The sequence below is a fragment of the Exiguobacterium sp. UBA5002 genome (assembly GCF_002396765.1).
Lineage (GTDB): Bacteria > Bacillota > Bacilli > Exiguobacteriales > Exiguobacteriaceae > Exiguobacterium_A.
This window is the reverse complement of record NZ_DGYQ01000045.1, coordinates 94,547-112,587: the sequence shown is the minus strand read 5'-3', so window position 1 is coordinate 112,587 and position 18,041 is coordinate 94,547. Positions and strand designations below refer to the sequence as shown.

Annotated in this window: 21 protein-coding genes and 1 riboswitch; of the genes, 5 read left to right on the top strand and 16 right to left on the bottom strand. The window is 43.7% G+C overall.

Annotation, left to right across the window (positions count from 1 at the left end):
• The first annotated feature begins 133 nt into the window (after positions 1-133).
• On the top strand, positions 134-1,045 hold the full coding sequence (gene murB, locus B4C70_RS13745) for a UDP-N-acetylmuramate dehydrogenase (protein ID WP_035398835.1): 912 nt from the start codon (positions 134-136) through the stop codon (positions 1,043-1,045).
• A gap of 54 nt (positions 1,046-1,099) precedes the next feature.
• Here murB and B4C70_RS13740 read toward each other — a convergent pair whose 3' ends face one another.
• Complete coding sequence (locus tag B4C70_RS13740; protein WP_035398837.1) at positions 1,100-2,323, bottom strand: aminopeptidase; 1,224 nt, start codon at positions 2,321-2,323, stop codon at positions 1,100-1,102.
• Between the two features lie 98 nt (positions 2,324-2,421).
• Here B4C70_RS13740 and B4C70_RS13735 point away from each other — a divergent pair, with 98 nt between their 5' ends.
• The gene (locus B4C70_RS13735) at positions 2,422-2,841 is read left to right on the top strand and encodes a YkvA family protein (protein WP_023467198.1); all 420 of its coding nucleotides are present in this window, start codon (positions 2,422-2,424) and stop codon (positions 2,839-2,841) included.
• A 36-nt stretch (positions 2,842-2,877) separates the two neighbouring features.
• Here B4C70_RS13735 and B4C70_RS13730 read toward each other — a convergent pair whose 3' ends face one another.
• Together B4C70_RS13730 and B4C70_RS13725 are read right to left on the bottom strand one after the other, a co-directional pair.
• Positions 2,878-3,714, bottom strand: coding sequence for a formate/nitrite transporter family protein (locus tag B4C70_RS13730; RefSeq protein WP_023467197.1), 837 nt, complete (start codon positions 3,712-3,714; stop codon positions 2,878-2,880).
• Between the two features lie 184 nt (positions 3,715-3,898).
• Positions 3,899-4,501 carry a hypothetical protein gene (locus B4C70_RS13725; RefSeq protein ID WP_290780369.1) on the bottom strand — a complete coding sequence of 201 codons (603 nt, stop codon included), beginning with the start codon at positions 4,499-4,501 and terminating at the stop codon, positions 3,899-3,901.
• Positions 4,502-4,637: 136 nt separating this feature from the next.
• Between B4C70_RS13725 and B4C70_RS13720 the strand changes: the two genes are divergently transcribed.
• Both B4C70_RS13720 and B4C70_RS13715 read left to right on the top strand, forming a co-directional pair.
• Positions 4,638-5,504, top strand: coding sequence for a YitT family protein (locus tag B4C70_RS13720; protein WP_029340819.1), 867 nt, complete (start codon positions 4,638-4,640; stop codon positions 5,502-5,504).
• 193 nt (positions 5,505-5,697) lie between these two features.
• Entirely contained in the window at positions 5,698-6,336 is a 639-nt protein-coding gene (locus B4C70_RS13715) for a CHASE3 domain-containing protein (protein WP_069940323.1), read from the top strand.
• A 45-nt stretch (positions 6,337-6,381) separates the two neighbouring features.
• On the opposite strand, the gene B4C70_RS13710 is transcribed toward B4C70_RS13715, so the two are convergent.
• From B4C70_RS13710 to B4C70_RS13680, 7 genes are all read right to left on the bottom strand, one after another.
• Complete coding sequence (locus tag B4C70_RS13710) at positions 6,382-6,714, bottom strand: ArsR/SmtB family transcription factor (protein WP_290780364.1); 333 nt, start codon at positions 6,712-6,714, stop codon at positions 6,382-6,384.
• Between the two features lie 55 nt (positions 6,715-6,769).
• Complete coding sequence (locus tag B4C70_RS13705) at positions 6,770-7,204, bottom strand: hypothetical protein (protein ID WP_290780361.1); 435 nt, start codon at positions 7,202-7,204, stop codon at positions 6,770-6,772.
• A 20-nt stretch (positions 7,205-7,224) separates the two neighbouring features.
• Positions 7,225-7,863 carry a thiamine phosphate synthase gene (gene thiE, locus B4C70_RS13700; protein ID WP_290780357.1) on the bottom strand — a complete coding sequence of 213 codons (639 nt, stop codon included), beginning with the start codon at positions 7,861-7,863 and terminating at the stop codon, positions 7,225-7,227.
• Positions 7,853-8,620, bottom strand: coding sequence for a hydroxyethylthiazole kinase (gene thiM, locus B4C70_RS13695; protein WP_133208527.1), 768 nt, complete (start codon positions 8,618-8,620; stop codon positions 7,853-7,855). Before thiM ends, thiE begins: the two co-directional genes overlap by 11 nt.
• On the bottom strand, positions 8,601-9,404 hold the full coding sequence (gene thiD, locus B4C70_RS13690) for a bifunctional hydroxymethylpyrimidine kinase/phosphomethylpyrimidine kinase (RefSeq protein ID WP_290780352.1): 804 nt from the start codon (positions 9,402-9,404) through the stop codon (positions 8,601-8,603). The genes thiM and thiD overlap by 20 nt, the downstream gene beginning before the upstream one ends.
• 116 nt (positions 9,405-9,520) lie before the next feature.
• Positions 9,521-9,631: riboswitch (TPP riboswitch) on the bottom strand.
• 63 nt (positions 9,632-9,694) lie between these two features.
• Positions 9,695-10,972: a murein hydrolase activator EnvC family protein gene (locus B4C70_RS13685; protein WP_290780349.1), complete on the bottom strand. Its 1,278-nt coding sequence runs from the start codon at positions 10,970-10,972 to the stop codon at positions 9,695-9,697.
• Between the two features lie 202 nt (positions 10,973-11,174).
• Entirely contained in the window at positions 11,175-12,578 is a 1,404-nt protein-coding gene (locus B4C70_RS13680; RefSeq protein ID WP_290780346.1) for a murein hydrolase activator EnvC family protein, read from the bottom strand.
• Positions 12,579-12,841: 263 nt separating this feature from the next.
• On the opposite strand from B4C70_RS13680, the gene B4C70_RS13675 reads away from it, so the two are divergent.
• Positions 12,842-13,252: a VOC family protein gene (locus B4C70_RS13675; RefSeq protein WP_290780343.1), complete on the top strand. Its 411-nt coding sequence runs from the start codon at positions 12,842-12,844 to the stop codon at positions 13,250-13,252.
• 47 nt (positions 13,253-13,299) lie between these two features.
• On the opposite strand, the gene B4C70_RS13670 is transcribed toward B4C70_RS13675, so the two are convergent.
• The 6 genes from B4C70_RS13670 to B4C70_RS13645 form a co-directional block, all read right to left on the bottom strand.
• The gene (locus B4C70_RS13670) at positions 13,300-13,812 is read right to left on the bottom strand and encodes a type 1 glutamine amidotransferase domain-containing protein (protein WP_087682126.1); all 513 of its coding nucleotides are present in this window, start codon (positions 13,810-13,812) and stop codon (positions 13,300-13,302) included.
• 26 nt (positions 13,813-13,838) lie between these two features.
• On the bottom strand, positions 13,839-14,012 hold the full coding sequence (locus tag B4C70_RS13665) for a hypothetical protein (protein WP_023467179.1): 174 nt from the start codon (positions 14,010-14,012) through the stop codon (positions 13,839-13,841).
• Positions 14,013-14,044: 32 nt separating this feature from the next.
• The gene (locus B4C70_RS13660; protein ID WP_035412467.1) at positions 14,045-14,479 is read right to left on the bottom strand and encodes an organic hydroperoxide resistance protein; all 435 of its coding nucleotides are present in this window, start codon (positions 14,477-14,479) and stop codon (positions 14,045-14,047) included.
• A gap of 176 nt (positions 14,480-14,655) precedes the next feature.
• Positions 14,656-15,993 carry a hemolysin family protein gene (locus tag B4C70_RS13655; RefSeq protein ID WP_023467176.1) on the bottom strand — a complete coding sequence of 446 codons (1,338 nt, stop codon included), beginning with the start codon at positions 15,991-15,993 and terminating at the stop codon, positions 14,656-14,658.
• 192 nt (positions 15,994-16,185) lie between these two features.
• Positions 16,186-16,668 (bottom strand): DUF456 domain-containing protein, encoded by a 483-nt coding sequence (locus B4C70_RS13650; protein ID WP_214806245.1) that lies wholly within the window; start codon positions 16,666-16,668, stop codon positions 16,186-16,188.
• A gap of 37 nt (positions 16,669-16,705) precedes the next feature.
• Positions 16,706-17,935, bottom strand: a complete 1,230-nt coding sequence (locus B4C70_RS13645; RefSeq protein ID WP_290780335.1) for a DUF2254 domain-containing protein — start codon at positions 17,933-17,935, stop codon at positions 16,706-16,708.
• Between the last annotated feature and the right edge of the window lie 106 nt (positions 17,936-18,041).

The following is an 18,041-nucleotide window of genomic DNA, read 5'->3' as shown; positions in this document are numbered from 1 at the left end:
AGTGCTTGCAATTCCCGGCATAAGTCGGTATTTTGGGAACAGTATGTTGAACAATGACCGTACGATTAATGTTAAAATATATTTTGAGCGCATGAGCGCTGGGTAGGAATTCACGAAAAGGACTGAGACCATAATGACTGAACAAGTAATGACGGGACTGTATGAAGGCATTTCAAAAGAGTCCGTACTAATCAATGAACCTTTAAAATATCATACGTATACAAAAATGGGAGGAATCGCGGATTTATTCATCATCCCAACTTCTTATGAAGAAACAGCTTTTGTCGTCCGATACGCTTACGAACAAGGTATTCCCTTGACGTTGCTTGGAAACGGATCGAATCTTGTCGTACGTGATGGCGGCATTCGCGGCATTGTCCTCTCCTTTGAGAAGTTAACCGATATCTCGGTCGAAGGACATGAGCTCGTCGCTCAAAGTGGCGCAGCAATCATCGAAGCGTCTCGTGTAGCTTACGCGCATCAGCTCAGCGGTCTTGAATTCGCTTGTGGGATTCCAGGAACGATTGGTGGCGCATTGATCATGAATGCGGGAGCATACGGTGGTGAAGTCAAGGATTGCCTCCATAGCGCTACTGTATTGACACGGCAAGGAGAACTGTTGAACATTTCGCATGATGAACTCGAACTGGGATACCGGACAAGTTGCTTCTCGAAGAAAGAATACATCATCCTCGAAGGTCGATTTGCCTTAACAGAGGGTGACCCAGCACTAATCAAGGAAGTCATGGATGATTTGACGCATAAGCGAGAAACGAAACAACCACTCGAGTACCCTTCTTGTGGTAGCGTCTTTAAACGTCCAGAAGGCTATTTTGCAGGGAAGCTGATTCAAGATAGCAACTTACAGGGAACACGCATCGGTGGTGCTGAAGTGTCCAAGAAACACGCTGGTTTCATCGTCAACGTCGAGAATGCGTCAGCATCCGACTATATCGCGCTCATTCGTCATGTCCAAGAAACCGTTCAAGAAAAATTCGGTATCTTACTTGAGACAGAAGTGAAAATCATCGGTGAAGAAGCATAATCCATCATTTTACTAAAAAGGTGAGCTCCGTTTCGGACTCACCTTTTTGTTCATTTAGATTGACCAGTTTCCGTCACGCATGACTGATTCACGCGTTCCGTCTGCAAGTTCTCCTTCAATCGATAGATCCGCTGATCCAATCATGAAGTCGACATGCGTCATCGAGTCGTTCGCGCCTTGTGCTTCTAATTCTTCTGCTGAAAGGCTTGGACCATTTTCGAGACACGTCGAGTACGCACGACCAATCGCTAAGTGGCACGAAGCATTTTCATCAAACAATGTATTATAGAATAGGATACCCGAGTCAGAAATCGGCGAACGGTGCGGCACGAGCGCAACTTCTCCGAGATAACGTGCACCTTCATCAAGTGAAATCAAGTCATCTAATGCTTCTTGACCCTGTTTCGCTTCCGCTTTAACGATTTTTCCGTTCTCGAACCAGAGTGTGAACTCATCAATCAAGTTCCCACTATAGCTAAGCGGTTTTGTGCTCGAGACGTGTCCGTTGACACCTGTCTTTTTTGGTAACGTGAACACTTCTTCTGTCGGCAGATTCGCGATGAAATCAACACCATCTGCATTCGGACCACCGCCACCTAACCAAACATGACGTTCTGGTAATTCGATTGATAATTCTGTTCCTGGAGCTGTGTAGTGCAATGTTTTGTATTTCTTCTCTGTCAGGAATTTTGCTTTTGAACGCAGATTATGATCATGATCCGCCCATGCAGCGACCGGATCCGCTTGATCGGCACGTGTAGCCTTTAAAATAGCTGACCAGAGCTCTTCAACAGCATTCTCTGAATCAGGGAATACTTTCTTCGCCCAGCTTTCAGAAGGTGCTGCTACGACACACCAGCTGACATTGTCACTCATGACGAACTTCCGCCAATTAGCAAGAGCGACACCGGCTGCTTTATTCGCACGTGCGATTCGGCTCGAGTCCACGCCATTCAATAAATCTGGATCTTCACTGACGACTGATAAGAACGCAGTCTTTTCTTCTGCCAGTTGGTCGTAACGTGCTTTTAACCAATCCGGGAACGTATCAAACGACTCTTCCGGTGCATCGAAATAACGGATTTTCGTCATCTCATCATCTGACCATTGTACATATACTTGCGTAGCTCCTACTTCGTAGGCGACACGCGTGATTTCACGAACGAGCGGCAAATTTTCGATTCCTGCACGCACCTCGAGTTGTTGTCCTGGTTGTAGATTAATTCCCGTACGCACGGCTAAAGACGCGTATTGTTGTAATTCTGCTTGTGTCGGCATTATGTAATCCCCTTTCTTGTATCTTTATTTTCACGAAATAGTTGCAATTTTGCAAGAAATAAGGCGAAACTAGAAAGAGAAGAGAAGGAGGCATCACCATGGAATTCACACCCGGCGATTTTAAATCGGCCTATACGTATTTTCACCGACAGGCACTCGACCTCGTTGGTGATGAAAAAGCACAGCAAGAATTGTTAGTTCGAGCAGAAATCGGACTTGCGCACTTGACGCAAGATATCGCGTCTACAGAAAGCTCGGACATCGAACGCGAGGCAGAACTCGTCCTTTATTTTCAATTAAAACAACTGCTTGAAATGCTTCGTGCTCTCTATCAGAAAAAATTCGAAATGCATGCGGAGCAGGAACAATTGTTATTGACGGCCGTTCTGTACTTCACGTCTCCTGTTGACGCCTTACCGGACGATAACGTCCTCGGGCTCTTCGATGATGCACAAATCGTCGAAACGATTTATGAAGAACTGGCTGCAGACGTCGATCGCTTTCAACATATGGAATGAATGAAAAAAGCAGCTGTCGCGACAGCTGCTTTTTGATTACGCATTTTGTTTCGAAGCAATATGAACAGGTGTCGTGGATTGACGTGATTCATCTACTTCTAATTTTTCTTTATTCAGCCACGTATAGATCATTCCCATGAAGACTGCTCCACCAATGATGTTACCGGCTAAAGCTGGCAACAGGTTATGCATCGCTCCGGCAAATGTGATCGTATCCGGATGTGGTACGACTAACGCAATGGAGAACAGTGCCATATTGGCGATGACGTGATCAAATCCAGAAGCAAAGAATACTGCGACGAGTACCATCATCATCATGATCTGCGCCAACTCATTCTTCATGTTCTTTGGAATGAAAATCGCTAAACAGACCATCCAGTTACAGAAGATAGCACGTGTGAAGATTTCCCACGTCGTATGGTGGATCTTCGTTTCTGAGACAGAAAATAACCAGTTGTTCATACCAAGCTCTTGGATGATTCCTGTTTGAGAAAAGAGTAGCGCAAACGCCAATCCGCCAAGTCCATTTCCGATCAGACAGATCAACCAGACCTTCATCGTATCCATCTTCGTCGTATAGCCGCGCATCGTCGCCGTCGTGAAATACATCGTATTCCCTGTGAATAGCTCTGCCCCACCATAAACGATCAGGACGAGTGCCACTCCGAAGGTCAGTCCACCGACAAGTGTCGCAACAGGTGACTCCGCCATATATAGACCGTTAATTGCTTTTAAAGTAAAAATGATTGCAAATCCAATGAAAATTCCCGCTAACATGGCACGAACTAAGTACTCGAGAGGACGCATTTGTAGCATGCGCGTCGACTTGATTGCTTTATTCCGTAATCCTTCTAATGCTTCTACCTCGTTCATCGTAGAAACCTCTCTTTCTTTTTGTTCAACACTTCACAATGTTTGTTCATTTATTATCATACTTCCATCTTAAAAGATGTTCAAGTATTGAATAGACCTGTTTTATCGTTTTTATAAAAGAACGAGATGTAAACGATATCATTTTGTCGAGATTGTGAAAAATGCCTTTTCTTGCTTTATACAATTAATTAGTTTGGATCTGTAGTCGTGATGCGAAGCGTTCAAAGAAAGTATTTCGCCTTGATGCATCGAGCACATAACCATCAATGACGACCCGATTAAAGCGTCTAGAAGAGGAAGTAGCTCGTTCGATATCGGTCGGAGTGTAGGCGTCGAATGTTTTCCGGTCCATCGTAAAATCTGCACCTGAATACGGATCCGTATAGTGAATTTCAAGATCGGTCAAATCAGGAATCGTTGAAAATAAAACAAGCGTATGATGCATCAGCACTTTAGATAACCGAGCTTTCAAAAAATCCTGATTCACTTGTAGTGTCCCAGTATCGGTACCAATCCAAGCTTGTCGCTCTTTTCCTGTCACTTCATAGGCAAGACGTAACGATTCTCCTTCGACATCTACCTGTTTTAATTCTGATGAGAACGGAAGTTGTTCGGCTAATTGACGAACCGCTACCGTATTCATCATCGAGGCACCTACTTGTCTCGCTACAAGATCACCATCATGCCAAATGGATGATTGATTTTTTTCATTGGGTTGTTCGAAAATACGAATTCCAACCAGTACTCCTAAACAGATACAACCAAGAATCCATAACATTTTCTTCATTTTCATCACCTTCCTAAAAAAACGTACCCTTTTTCATCTTTTTTCATAAGAAGGGTTGAAATTTTATGCATATGAGCGTACTCTTGCAGGCAGATACTCACAGAAGGAGGAGCATGAGGTCACTCATCATATTGCCATGACTACAACACACCCACAGAAAAAGAGAGTTGAAAAAATCAGTTTCTTAATCATTGGTACGTTGCTGTATTCCCTTTACATCAGCTTACTACTATCTCCAAATGATATCGGATCAGGCGGTATCATGGGGATCACACTCATTATTCAAGAGCTTTTCCACACGCCAATCGGATTAACGCAATTGCTCTTAAACATTCCCCTCTTCCTTTTAGGTTTCCGTTTCCTACGCAAACGATTCATGTTCTTATCTGGAATTATCGTCATTGCTTCTTCCTTTTTAATTGACTGGATTCCGACTCAAATCGTTCCGGAATCTCTAAATGATCCACTCGTCGCTTCCATCTTTGCTGGTCTAGTCTCTGGTCTTGCAATGGCATTGATCTTCTTCGGTGGTGCTTCAACTGGAGGGCTTGATATTCTTGGAAAGTTTTTCTTTGCTCGTTTTCATAACTGGCCACTTCCTCGTATATTTCTGATGCAAGATCTTGTCATCTACATCCTTGTATGGTGGGTATTTGATCTTAAACACGTTATGTATGCTCTCATCATGAGCTTTGTTCGTGCCAAAGCCCTTCAGACGGTTTACAGTTTCTATTCTGCTTCTAAGCAATGTATCATCATTTGTGAGAAAGCAGATGAAATCAATGAAGTCATTACAAAAGAACTCGGTCGTGGTGTCACGATTCTCGATGCACGTGGAGGATATTCCAACCGAACGAAAAAAATGGTCTATGTCGTCGTTCAAAATAATGAAATCGTCCGTTTGCAAGAAATCGTCTCTTCTGTCGAACCGAATGCATTCGTTACATTCTCGGAAATCCACACTGTCTTCGGCAATTACAAGGAACATTCGTATTCGTTTTAACACCAAGCGCAGCTTAGCTGTGCTTTTTTCATCTTCTTAAAACAGCTTCTCGTATTTCATCATCTTTCCTGCTTTTTTATGAGTATTATTCACTTTTTCGATCATTATCCCTATTCAAAAATTAGACAGGCTTCACTTTTTTTACGATAGTAGTTAAGCTTATGACATGTCTTTTATTTAAAGGAATGATTGCATGCACTCTCTTTGGCGTCAGCGTATTCTGCTGATTTTCTTGGTCAGCTTATTCGCCTCTATCCCGATCATCTATGCGTTATCCGGTTATCGGACGATTGCAACGATGACCGAGCAAATGAAGGATCATGATATCCCGTTAATCAATCAGGTAGATCAGTTGGTCGAACACAATCGAGATCGTGCCAATGCGGTTCGTGGTCTCTTATTGTATGAAGATAATCGTTATATCGAACAATATTACTTTTCAACGTCCAAAATCCATGATTTGCGTAATAGTCTGAACCAATCGTCGACTACTCCAGGGACGATTAAAGATCTTCTTCGCCGCAACAATGTCTGGGAGTCCGAAATTGAACGCGTGTTTGTTGTCTATGAACGTCAAAGTCCAACAGCCGCAAAACGTCTTGCTAGACAGTCGACTCAGACGACCCAAACGATTCTCGAAGACTTATCCCGTGTGAAAGATGATTTGTATAAAACGCTTCAAGCCAAATTACAACAATCAGATTCTTTAATCGCTACATATAAATGGATGTGTCTCGCTCTCTCCATCCTGTCCTTTTTATTGATTAGTGCCACGGTCTTTTTCTTCCACCGCTTCGCTCCAAAAGGATCAGAACAATCGTCTTTAGAATAAACGAAAAGCGCAGCTATAGCTGCGCTTTTCGTTTATTCTAAAGACTCATTCAGGCATTGCTTTTCCCTCTTGTACATGTTCCATCGCCATATGTACAAGCGATGACACATGATGGTCATCCAAGGAATAATAGACGACTTTACCGTCTTTTCGAAACTTGACGAGTCCTTGTTTCAACAAAGATCGAAGATGATGCGACGCTGTCGCAATCGAACAGTCGACAGAAGCCGAGACATCACAAACGCATAGTTCTTCTTCGATCGTCAGCGCATAAACGATTCGCAGTCGTGTCGCATCCGAAAGAATCTTAAATAGCTTTCCGATTTCAGACGCGCGTTGTTCATCAATCGCAATCGTTTCACAACGGGGAATGTCCATGTCCGTCACCTCGTTTCTACCTATATTGCACCATGAGAAACGGGACATTGCAAGTTCAGCGCATTCGTCTGCGAATGAGCCAAAACACGAACCATCCTCCTACGTAATCTCCGATATCCCAGACAATTCGATTTTGATCGACAGCGCGTACGCCGATGTCAATGACTTTCGTGCTTTCTAATCGATTCGTATAACGTTGACGAAGTCGCGTCGGAATCGGTAGATGAAGAAGTGCCCGGTAATAGATATCTAAATGAGTATGTCCCCAAATTTCCGTCGCAATCGAGCTCGTTTTAATATACAACGGACGTTTGTAGCGTCTTTCATACTTTTCTTTCAATAAAAGACCCATCTCATAAGATATACGATTAGGACGCGGAAATAAGACTTTTCCTAGATGGTAGATTCCCTGATTATCGACTCGAATGATTTGTGGTTCTAACCGATATCGAATCCAATAGCCGCGAAAACGGATCGTCTGCCATTTCAATACAATCACCTCTGAACGGATTATACCCTGTTCTGAAGTGATTGATGCCATTCTCGCACAGCATCTGTCATTTGCTGCGCAGCGAGTTGCCGATCTTCTTTAGCGAAAATTTCTGAGATGACGGCATACCCTTCTAGCGGGATAGGCAGAGAAGAGACATTCGTTGCTGTGATTCCACCAATACCGATTAGAGGTAATCGTACGGCTTCTCGAATTGCCTGAAGCATCGTGTGCGACATGGAATCAGCGTCCGCTTTGGATGACGTCGCAAATAGAGACCCCACGCCTAAATAAGATGCTCCGTCCCGTTCTGCTTCAATCGCTTGTGCAACGGTTGCTACTGACACACCGATCACGGCATCTGGTAAAAGGCGACGTGCTGCGATTAAAGGAATGTCTTCTTGTCCGATATGCAAACCAGCTCCGACGAGTAATGCGATATCGATCCGGTCATTGATGATCAAAGGAACGTCGTAGCGATCCGTGAGTGTTTTCAACCGAACTGCCTGATCGTAGAATTCCTTTCCTTGTGCTGTTTTTTCCCGTAATTGCACGATCGTCGCACCACCTAAAACAGCTTCCTCAACGACCGTCTCGATCGCGACTCCAGGATGGTACCGACGATCCGTCACTGCATAGATGGAGTAATCAATTGACACGTTCTGTCACCTCCACCAGATCTTGCACCGTCATGAGGCTGATGGCATTGAACAACTCTCGTTTAAAATCACCAAGACCTTGCGCGGAGGCTGCTTGTTCTCCTGCTTTTCCCATGACGAATGTCCCGTGGACAGCCGCCTCAAATGCCGTATATCCTGCACCGAGGAAGCTCGCAATCAAGGAGGCCGTCATGCAGCCCGTACCCGTGATGTCTCCCAAACGTGGTGTTCCTACATGTAATTCCATTTCACGCGTTCCATCCGTGATGTAGTCGTTCGGACCTGTCACGACGAGGACAGATTGGTGTTTGCGAGCGAATGCACGAATGCTTTCTCGATCCATCATTGCATCTCCCGCAGCATCGACTCCCTTAGTTCGCCCATCTTCCCCAAGTAACGTCTTGATTTCAGAAGCATTTCCTTTAATGACCGTACACCCGAGATCAATGAGTTCTTTAGAAAAGGCAGTACGTAATGTCGTTGCCCCTGCTCCAACTGGATCAAGAACGATTGGGACATTCAAACGTCCCGCTTCACGTGCTGCGAGTCGTTGAGCTGCTTGCATGTCTGCATCAATCGTACCAATGTTTAAGACAAGAGCTTGTGCGAGTCTAACCATCTCTTCTACTTCACGAATGTCTTCCGCCATGACGGGTGATGCTCCAACAGCGAGTGTGACGTTTGCGCAGTCGTTGATCGTCACCGTGTTCGTCAGATGGTGAATGAGTGGTTTGTGTTCAAGAATGGTCGTAAACATGTGTATCCCTCCAAAGTGAGTGAAAATGATGTGTCGGTCCAATACCTTGTCCGAGGGCAAATCCATGACGAATTGCCTCCGTGACATAGCTCTTTGCCTGTCTTACACTATCTGTTAAATCTTCTCCAAGCGCCATCCGCGCCGCAATCGCCGCAGATAAGGTACAACCAGTTCCATGAGTATGTTGATTGTCTAACCGTTCCGATGTGAAGCGGTGTTCCACTTCCCCATCAAACAACAAATCCGTCGCAGCTCCTGAGAGATGTCCACCTTTTAGTAATACTGCCCCTGTCTGTGTAGCCAATTGATGCATCGCCAGTCGCATTTCCTCTAGATTGGTCACTGATCGTCCTGTTAACCGCTCCGCTTCCGGTAAATTCGGTGTGACGAGTGTCGCAAGCGGCAGAAGTTCTGAAATCAATGCTTGTTCAGCTTCCGTCCGCAATAGGACATGACCACCTTTAGCGACCATGACGGGATCTAATATGATAGGAACTGTCTGTTTGCGGAGATGTGTAGCAATGACACGAATCGTCTGCGCATTCGAGACCATCCCGATTTTGATCGCATCGACACGAATGTCTGAAAAAATCGACGTTAACTGGGCATCTACGATTTCTGGGGACAACTCTTCCACCGCTTGAACACCCAACGTATTTTGCGCCGTGACGGCTGTCAGGACGCTCATTCCATAAACCCCTAAAGCCGAAAAGGTTTTTAAATCTGCTTGAATCCCAGCTCCACCACCGGAGTCGGATCCTGCAATCGTCAGTACATGTTTCATGTTCTTTTCACCTTCCCATCGAGCAATGTAAGGGAGTCGTGACCGACAAAAAAAAGCGTCGACCGCTGTAAAAAAGCAGTCGACGCTATACGAAAGCGTTATACACGCATTCCGGTATCCGTTCGGCTCAACTTTCCTACGCTGGTATTATCCAGTTCAGGTAATAGGGTCGAAAACAGATTGGTTTTCCTCTCAGCCGGATTCCTCCAGCTCCCCTAGTTGCTCAAGTATTCGTTTCGCCTTAACTGTAGCATAGAGAAGAAAAAAAAACGAGCCGAAGCCCGTTTTGATTACAGATATGCTAATGGATTGACTGCATTTAGAGGAGAAGAGGCACTGTATTGATAGCCTCCGACATGTAGTTCGAAATGTAAGTGTGGTCCTGTTGAATTCCCTGTACTACCAAGTGTCCCGACTTGCTGACCTTGAGAGACCGTTTGTCCTGCACGAACCGATAATGAACTCATATGTGCGTAGACAGTCGTGTACACTTGTCCATCTAGGAAGTGAGAAATCATGACATGATTGCCGTAAGGTCCACCACCTGATGCTGTAATGACCGTTCCAGCTGCTGCAGCGACGATTGGAGATCCGACCGAACCACTGAAATCAACACCGTTGTGGAACGTATAACCGTTCGCGCCGCTTGCTGGTCCGAATCCTTGTGACACTCCACCAGAAGATGGTCGAACGAATTTCCCTCCACTCGAAACAACCGGCGGGACAACAGAATCAGTTGATTCCGAACTCTTACCTGCTTGTTTTGCTGCTTGAGCATTCGCTTTAGCGGCTTTTTCGGCTGCCGCTTTCTCCGCTGCTGCTTTTTCAGCCGCTGCTTTAGCAGCTGCCTTCGCTGCCGCAATTGCACGTTCTTGCGCTTCGAGAGTCGCTTGAAGTTCTTTTGCGTCTAACAGTTCTGTCGTGAACTTCGTCTTCCCTTTTCGTAATTTCTTCAGCGTGGCACTACGTTCTTTCATTTGAAGCTTTAACGCTTTCTTTTGTTCAAGCAATACTTTCTTTTCTTGCATTTGCTCCGCTTTTTTCTCAACGAGCGTTTGTTTTGCTTCTGCTAATTTTTGTTGCGTTGCGATGTAATCCGAAATCATTTTATCGTCTTGCTCAGCGATTTTTTTCCCCGCCATGACACGGCTGAATAAATCACCTAAATCCTTCGATCCAAAAATGACTTCTTCCCATTTAATCGAGTTTCCATCGTTCTCTTGGAAAACACGCAAACGATCACCGAGTAGTTCTTCCTGTTTCTGTAACATTTCTTCGTAACGGACGATGTCTACCTTTAACTCATCGATTCGAACGTTCAACTGTTCGATTTGTTTATTTTTTTCAGAGACTTGGAAAATCTTTTCGTTGATTGCTGCGTCAATTTGATTGATTTGACGTTGCTCTTTTGAGATTTTAGCTTCTTGTTTTTTGATCGCTTTTTCAAGTTTACGTTGTTCAGCGGCATTTTCAGCCTTTTTTTCTTTAATGGTCGCTGCTGCGATCGGTTGCGTTCCTGTTATAAGTAATGCTCCTAAAACAATGGTAGAAATTAGTTTTTTTAGCATATATCGTTTTCCTCACTTATGTTTTTTTCATATTTTATTATAGTATTCAAGTTTCTCTCATATCTGAAATAGATTATAGCACCGTAATCGTTTCAAAAAAATTTCATTTACATTTCAAATGAAAACGATTTTTTGTAATATATGATTTGTTTTTTGAAAATGACAAAAAAAGAACCGTTGCATATGCAACGATTCTTTACGATTAAAACATCGACATTGGATTGACTGAGTTAGCTGGACCTGTTGCACTGTAGCTGTATCCACCAACGTGAATTTCGAAGTGTAAGTGTGGACCTGTTGAGTTTCCTGTGCTACCACGTGTACCGATTTGTTGACCTTGGCTGACACGTTGACCTGCACTAGCGTTCAATGAACTCATATGTGCATAGACTGTCGTATATGTCTTCCCGTTCAATTGGTGAGCGATCATGATGTGATTTCCGTAAGGTCCGCCACCTGATGCTGTAATGACTGTACCAGTTGCAGCTGCCACGATTGGCGTGCCAACTGGACCACCGAAGTCAATCCCGTTATGGAACGTATAACCATTTTCTCCGCCTGCAGAACCATACCCTTGTGTCACAGCACCAGCAGTTGGATGAATGAAGAGTCCGCCTGATGATGGTGACGGTTTAGGTGTCGCTGGAGCTGACGGCGCTGGAGCTGGCGCAGTTGGTGCTGGTGTAGATGGTTTTGGTGCCGATTGTTTTGTCGAACCAGAAGGTTTTGCTGACTGCGCTGCCTTCTCTTGTGCTGCTTGCTGAGTTGCTGCTTGCGCTGCTTCAGCTTCTGCTCGTGCTTTTGCTTCACGTGCAGCTTGAGCTTGACGTTCTTTTTCGATTCGCGCTTCACGTTCACGCGCTGCTTTTTCAGCTGCAATCGCTTTTTCTTGAGCAATCAAAATTTGCTGGACTTCTTTTGCATCCATCAATTGTGTTTCGAACTTTTCTTTTTTCTTACGTAGTTCTTTTAAGCGTTTGTTCCGCTCTTTTAATTGTGATTCAAGATCCGCTTGTTGATGTTTTAATTCTTTTTTCTCAACGACCAACTGCGCTTTCTTTTCTTTTACTTCTTGCTGCGCATCCGCTAATTGCTTTTGCGTATTCTGGTAATCCGTGATCATTTTATCATCTTGTTTTGAAATGGATTTCCCTGCCATGACACGGCTTACGAGATCACCAACGTTTTTAGCACCAAAGATGACTTCTTCCCATTTAATTGAGTTTCCATCATTCTCTTGCATGACACGAAGACGATCACCGAGTAGTTTTTCTTGGCGTTTTAGTTTCGCTTTATATTTCTCAATTTCTTTTCCAAGTTCAACGATTTCACGTTCTGTTGCTTTGATTTGACGATCCTTTGTTTCGACAGCAAAGATTTTTTCGTTCAACGCTTCGTCTAGTCGATTGACTTCTTGTTGTGTTTTAGAGATTTTTTGACCTTCTTGATTAACAGAAGACTCTAAGTTTTTTTGCTTTTTAGCATTGTCTTGTTGCTGTTGTTCGTTTTTGGCTTTCTGTTCACTTAAATCGTCAGCTGCTGCAAAATGAGGTGCTGATGAAAGAACCAGTGCGGAAACGATGAGCGACGCGAACGTTTTTTTCATGTAGTATTCCCTCTTTTTCTGTAGTGTATGTTTTATGATTTATCGTAGAGTATTTAAGTTAAATTTAAATTCTGTAATAGTTTTTCTTTTTTATAAGAACGTTTTTGATTATAGCATTCATTCCTCTTCCATAATATTTCAGTGATATTTCATTTTAAATAAATCTTTCCTCTTCTATGTAATAGAAACATTTGGAAGGTAACTCATCGTTGCAACTTTGAAGTGTTTTTGGGAAACTGAAGCGAATAGAAGGAGGATATCATATGAAATTAGACCACACTGGAATTGCTGTTCGCGACATGCAGGAAGCCATTTCATTTTATACAAACGTACTTGGAGGAACTTTAACAAAAGAGTACTCGAATCCTGCGCCTGGTGTCGCTTCCAATATTGCGGTCATCGAGTTCGATGATGCGCACATCGAGTTGTTAACGCCAACAAGTCCGGGTAGTCCGATCGCACGTTTTTTAAAACAACGCGGGAAAGGTGTCCATCACATTGCTTATCGTGTAGAGGATTTAGATCAAGCGATTGAAGAAGCAAAACAACAAGGCTTAACATTTTTAGAAGATACGTATCGAACGACGCCGTTCGGGCGACGACTGATTTATATGAATCCCCGGCATTCACACGGCGTCATTACAGAACTCTGTGATTATCCAGAAAATCTATAAAAAATCAGCACTGCGATAGCGCAGTGCTGATTTTTCGTTTCATGGTATTAGCCGAGTTTAGCTACGATTTCCCGATTGAACGCAGGAATGTCATCTGGTTGACGACTTGAGACGAAATTATCGTCGACGACGACTTCTTCATCTGCAAAGTCCACACCAGCATTTTCTAAATCAATTCGAATTGATTTATAACCTGTCATTTTTCTTCCTTTGACGATTTTTGCATTAATCATCAATTGTGGTCCATGGCAGATCGAGAAAATCGGTTTTTTCGACATATCGAATTCTTCGACGAATGAGACGAAACGCTCATCTTCTCGAAGTAAATCTGGTGAAAATCCGCCTGGAATCAGGAGAGCATCGTAGTCTGCTGCTGAAGTCTCATCAATCGAGAGATCAACGGTTACTTTTGCCTCTTCCTGCTTCCCAACGAGTTCTGCACCTTTTTTGGCACCAATGACCGTGATCTCGTGCCCTGCTTCTTTTAATGCATCAACCGGTCCTGTGAATTCTACATCCTCAAAATGATCGGCGAGTACAACGGCTACTTTTTTAGACATGTGATTCATCCCCCAAGTTGTTTGATTTAGATTGGATCTTCTCCGCGATCTCGTGGAGAAACCGTATCATCTGGCATTTCGTCTTTTCCTTTTAGGATTTCCTTTTGCTGCTCCTCTGTCAGTTTCCGTTCTTTATCCGACAGACGATCCCGTTCATCTTCAAACTCTTCATTTGGACGATCGGTTTCTTTCGGTGCCATGGAAAACCCTCCTTATGATCCGTCGCTTATACTTATAATGAATCGACGACTTTAACAGAAAGATCTACATCGATATTTCCGCGTGTTGCTTTCGAGTACGGGCAAAAGTTGTGTGTTTTCTCAAGCAACTCTTCTGCTTCCTCTTGTGATACGCCAACGACTTCGACGACGAGTTTCGCTGCAATTTTCACACCGTTATCCGCTTCATCCTGTAAGAGGCTGACTTCTGAATTCGTCCGCGTCTCGACTCGTTTTTTTGCTTGGCGCGCCATTAAATTATAGGCACCATCAAAACAAGCGGCATATCCTGCTGCGAATAACTGTTCCGGGTTTGATGTCGGAATGTCTTCTTTGCCTTTTGTTCCTGGCATGACTAAATCGAGATTAATGACGTTATCGTCTGAAGCGACTTTCCCGTCGCGACCACCGACTGCAGATGCACGTGAAGTAAGAATGACGTTTGACATGATAGAAAACCCCTTTTCCTGTTGAATTAAAAAATGCATTTTTTGCCACATAGACAGTAATACCCGTCACTGAGGGAGATAAACACAAGAGGTGTCTATCACCTTAGCTAATCATTTTTTAAGTAGACAAAAAAAGACGATGAACTCGAAGTCCATCGTCTTGCACATTCTATTTCTTATCCAATCTCTTCTGTTGCAGTTTCTTCTTGATCAGGCAATTGAAGATAAATCGATTTCACTTGATGATTATCGACTTCCATGACTTTGATCGTGTATTCCTGATAGCGGAATTCTTGACCACTCGACACTTCCGTATCCTGTGCCATGACCCAGCCACCAATCGTATCGATGTCTTCTTCTTCGATTCCTAGGTTAAAGCGTTCATTTAGGTCATCAATCAAGACACGTCCTGAGATGCGGTATAATCGCTCATGAATTTGTTCGATATCTGCTTTCTCATCCTTATCGAATTCATCTCGGATTTCTCCGACGATTTCTTCCAAGATGTCTTCCATCGTGATGACACCAGCCGTACCACCGTATTCATCGATGACGAGTGCCATCGGTGTTCGTTCCACCTGCATTTTCAGCATGGCATCTTGAAGCGGCGAATATTCGGATACAATCGGCAAGTTGTGGATGTAATAGCTTAATGCTTTTCCTTTGTTCGCCATATGATCCGTAAATAATTGTTTTGCATTGATGAAGCCAAGGATTTTATCCTTATCTCCTTCTTCCGCTACTGGGTAACGTGTGAACTGATACTCTTCAACGAGACGAATGATGTCCTCCATCGATGCATCGTTCGAGATCGTGATTAAGTCCGTCCGCGGTAACATGATATCTTTCGCGATCCGCTCATCGAACGAGAAGATGTTCTGCATGTAGGAAAGCTCAGTCTGGTTGATTTCTCCACTCTTATAACTCTGTGTCATGATGATTTTAATCTCTTCTTCAGAATGGACTTCTTCGTGTCCCGCTGGCTCGACACCAAATAACCGAAGGATGATTCGTGCTGAACCGTTCAATGTCCAGATGAAAGGTTTCATGATTTTACCGAACCAATAAAGTGGTGGCGCGAGTAGCATCGTGATGGCTTCCGTTTTTTGAATCGCCAAAGATTTTGGAGCAAGCTCTCCAAGTACGACATGAAGAAACGTTACAATCGAGAATGCAAGAACGAACGAAATGATCGTCGAGACGGAGTTCGGAATATCAATTTCTTCGAACAACATACCGAGAATCGCACCTACCGTTGATTCTCCTAACCATCCGAGACCAAGCGCTGTCACGGTAATTCCAAGTTGACAGGCCGATAAATAATAATCCAAATTCTCAAGTAGCCTCTTCGCCACTTTCGCAGTCTTGCTTCCTTCTGTAATCAACTGATCGATTCGAGACATTCGCATTTTGACGACCGAAAATTCGGCAGCTACAAAAAAAGCTGTTAAGACGATGAGTAGTGCAATGACGAGTAGTCGAATGATGATCGTCGTCGTGTCGAATGTCTCCATTGAGTGTGTACTGTCCAATCGTTTCCCCGAAGAAAGGGGATTCACCTCCATTAATATAAAGCCAGATGCCGAGGCATCTGGTGGTTTACAGCAAAAAGAAGCTTCAGACTTTCAAAGCTTCCCTACTTTTTCATATTCATACTATAACGGAACTTTCATAAAATGTGTACTTGAAGACATCATTTCAGACCGTCAGACGACATAGAGAATAAAAATTACGATCATGAGTAACATCGCGATTCCTTTTAACAAGGCACTTGATAAGATACCAAGGACTGTTCCGATCCCGACTGAAACCGAGATTTGCCATGTCTTTTTACTAATGATTTTTTCCGTCAAGATGGCAAAGACGAACGGGAAAATTAATAATCCGATACCCGGCAAAATAAATGGTCCCGCAATCAATCCGACTGTCGTTGCAATCTTAGCCGCTTGTGAGCCTCCCCGTCGATCGACGGTGTAGGCGCTAACGAGATAATCGAGTGTAAATAAGAGAATGATGAAAATCGCTTGAATCACCCAAAAACTAATCGATAGTTCAGAGAACCCGAATCCGAATCCATAAATCAAAAAACCAACTACTAAAATCGGCGCACTTGGGATGATCGGATACACGAGACCTGCAAAAGCGACTAGAAAACAGACGACGATCAGACTCCATAACAAGATTGTCACTTTCTATCCCTCCCTTCTTTTGATCCTCTTGCCCTTATTACGATGAAGGGGAGACAAAAGTTTCATTCAACGCCCGATGGATTTGATTTTGCAAAAAATCACGATCCCAGTCGTTCATTGTTTCAAAACGTACTTCCGAACAAATGTATGGAATAAATCGTTGAATGGTTTCATAGTGAGCAGGTAAGGCTTGCCGCTTCATCGTTCCAAGCGACTCAAGCATCGTCGCGAGAACTGAAATATCTTCTGCTCCGTAATGTCGTAGTTGATAAAACGTCGTGTATAACAATTGTTGGTAAGTTTCCCTGACGACAATGTGTTGCTGGTCCTTTCCAACAACTAGCACACCATCTGGTATTACGGCATACTGTCGCATTAAGTCACCAATAATCCGAACCGCATGTCTCGCTGTATTCGGATCATTGATTCCTGGAGAAATCGCACGTAAAGCAACTTCACTTAATTTTTCAAGAACAAATGCAAAATCCTGTTCTGAAGATTTCGTCGGTCCAATCAAGATACTTTCATCGATATCCCGGCAAGTTGCCCGTCCGATGGCTTCTCCCTCTGTTACGAATGAGCCGACGGTTCGATGAATATACACGCGGTCTTTCTGATCAAAAACATCATAATCGACTGCTTGAATATATCCGGTTCGAGTTGCCTGAATAAGATGTGGATAATTTGTCGTCATCTTTCTTTCAGTAATCTTTTGTTCTCCTGATTCTAGGTGTTCGACTTGTCGTTTCAATAATTCGTTCCCTTCTTCGTGTAATCGATCGAGTAAAGTCGTCACGCGAATCGACTGACTGACGATATGAATGAATGCGACGAATGCCACGATCGATATCAATACGACGAGAACGGCTACTGTCGAAGCGACGACGCTCGTCTTCAACGCCGGACGAAGAAAAAAGAGCATCGTCATCGAGTAACTGACCGCTCCAATGAATATGCCGAAAATGTGTTGCACTTGCCGATTCTCGATGAAGTTAGGCAATGTCCGTGGTGAGAATTGTGATGAATAGGTCGTCAATACGACAAGAATGGTTGAGAATGTGAACGTCATCATGGCGAGCAGTCCGGTAAAGACCGAACTATGGATTGTCTGCGCTAAGCCAAGCGTCGTTTGCCAGTCTTTTGGAAACCAGTTTGATATATACACATCTAACCACGTCACGATTCCCGTCAAACCAATCCCAATGAGACCATATAACAATGGCCACCACCAATTGATTTCTCGAGACAGGACTTTCAGCTTCTTCAAAATAAAATTCCTCCTTTTTATAGCACTATATTGATTGAATTCCTGATTTAAAGCGCTTTAAAACCCATCTGACTGACTGACTTTGAGCAATATGTTTGGTCGAAGT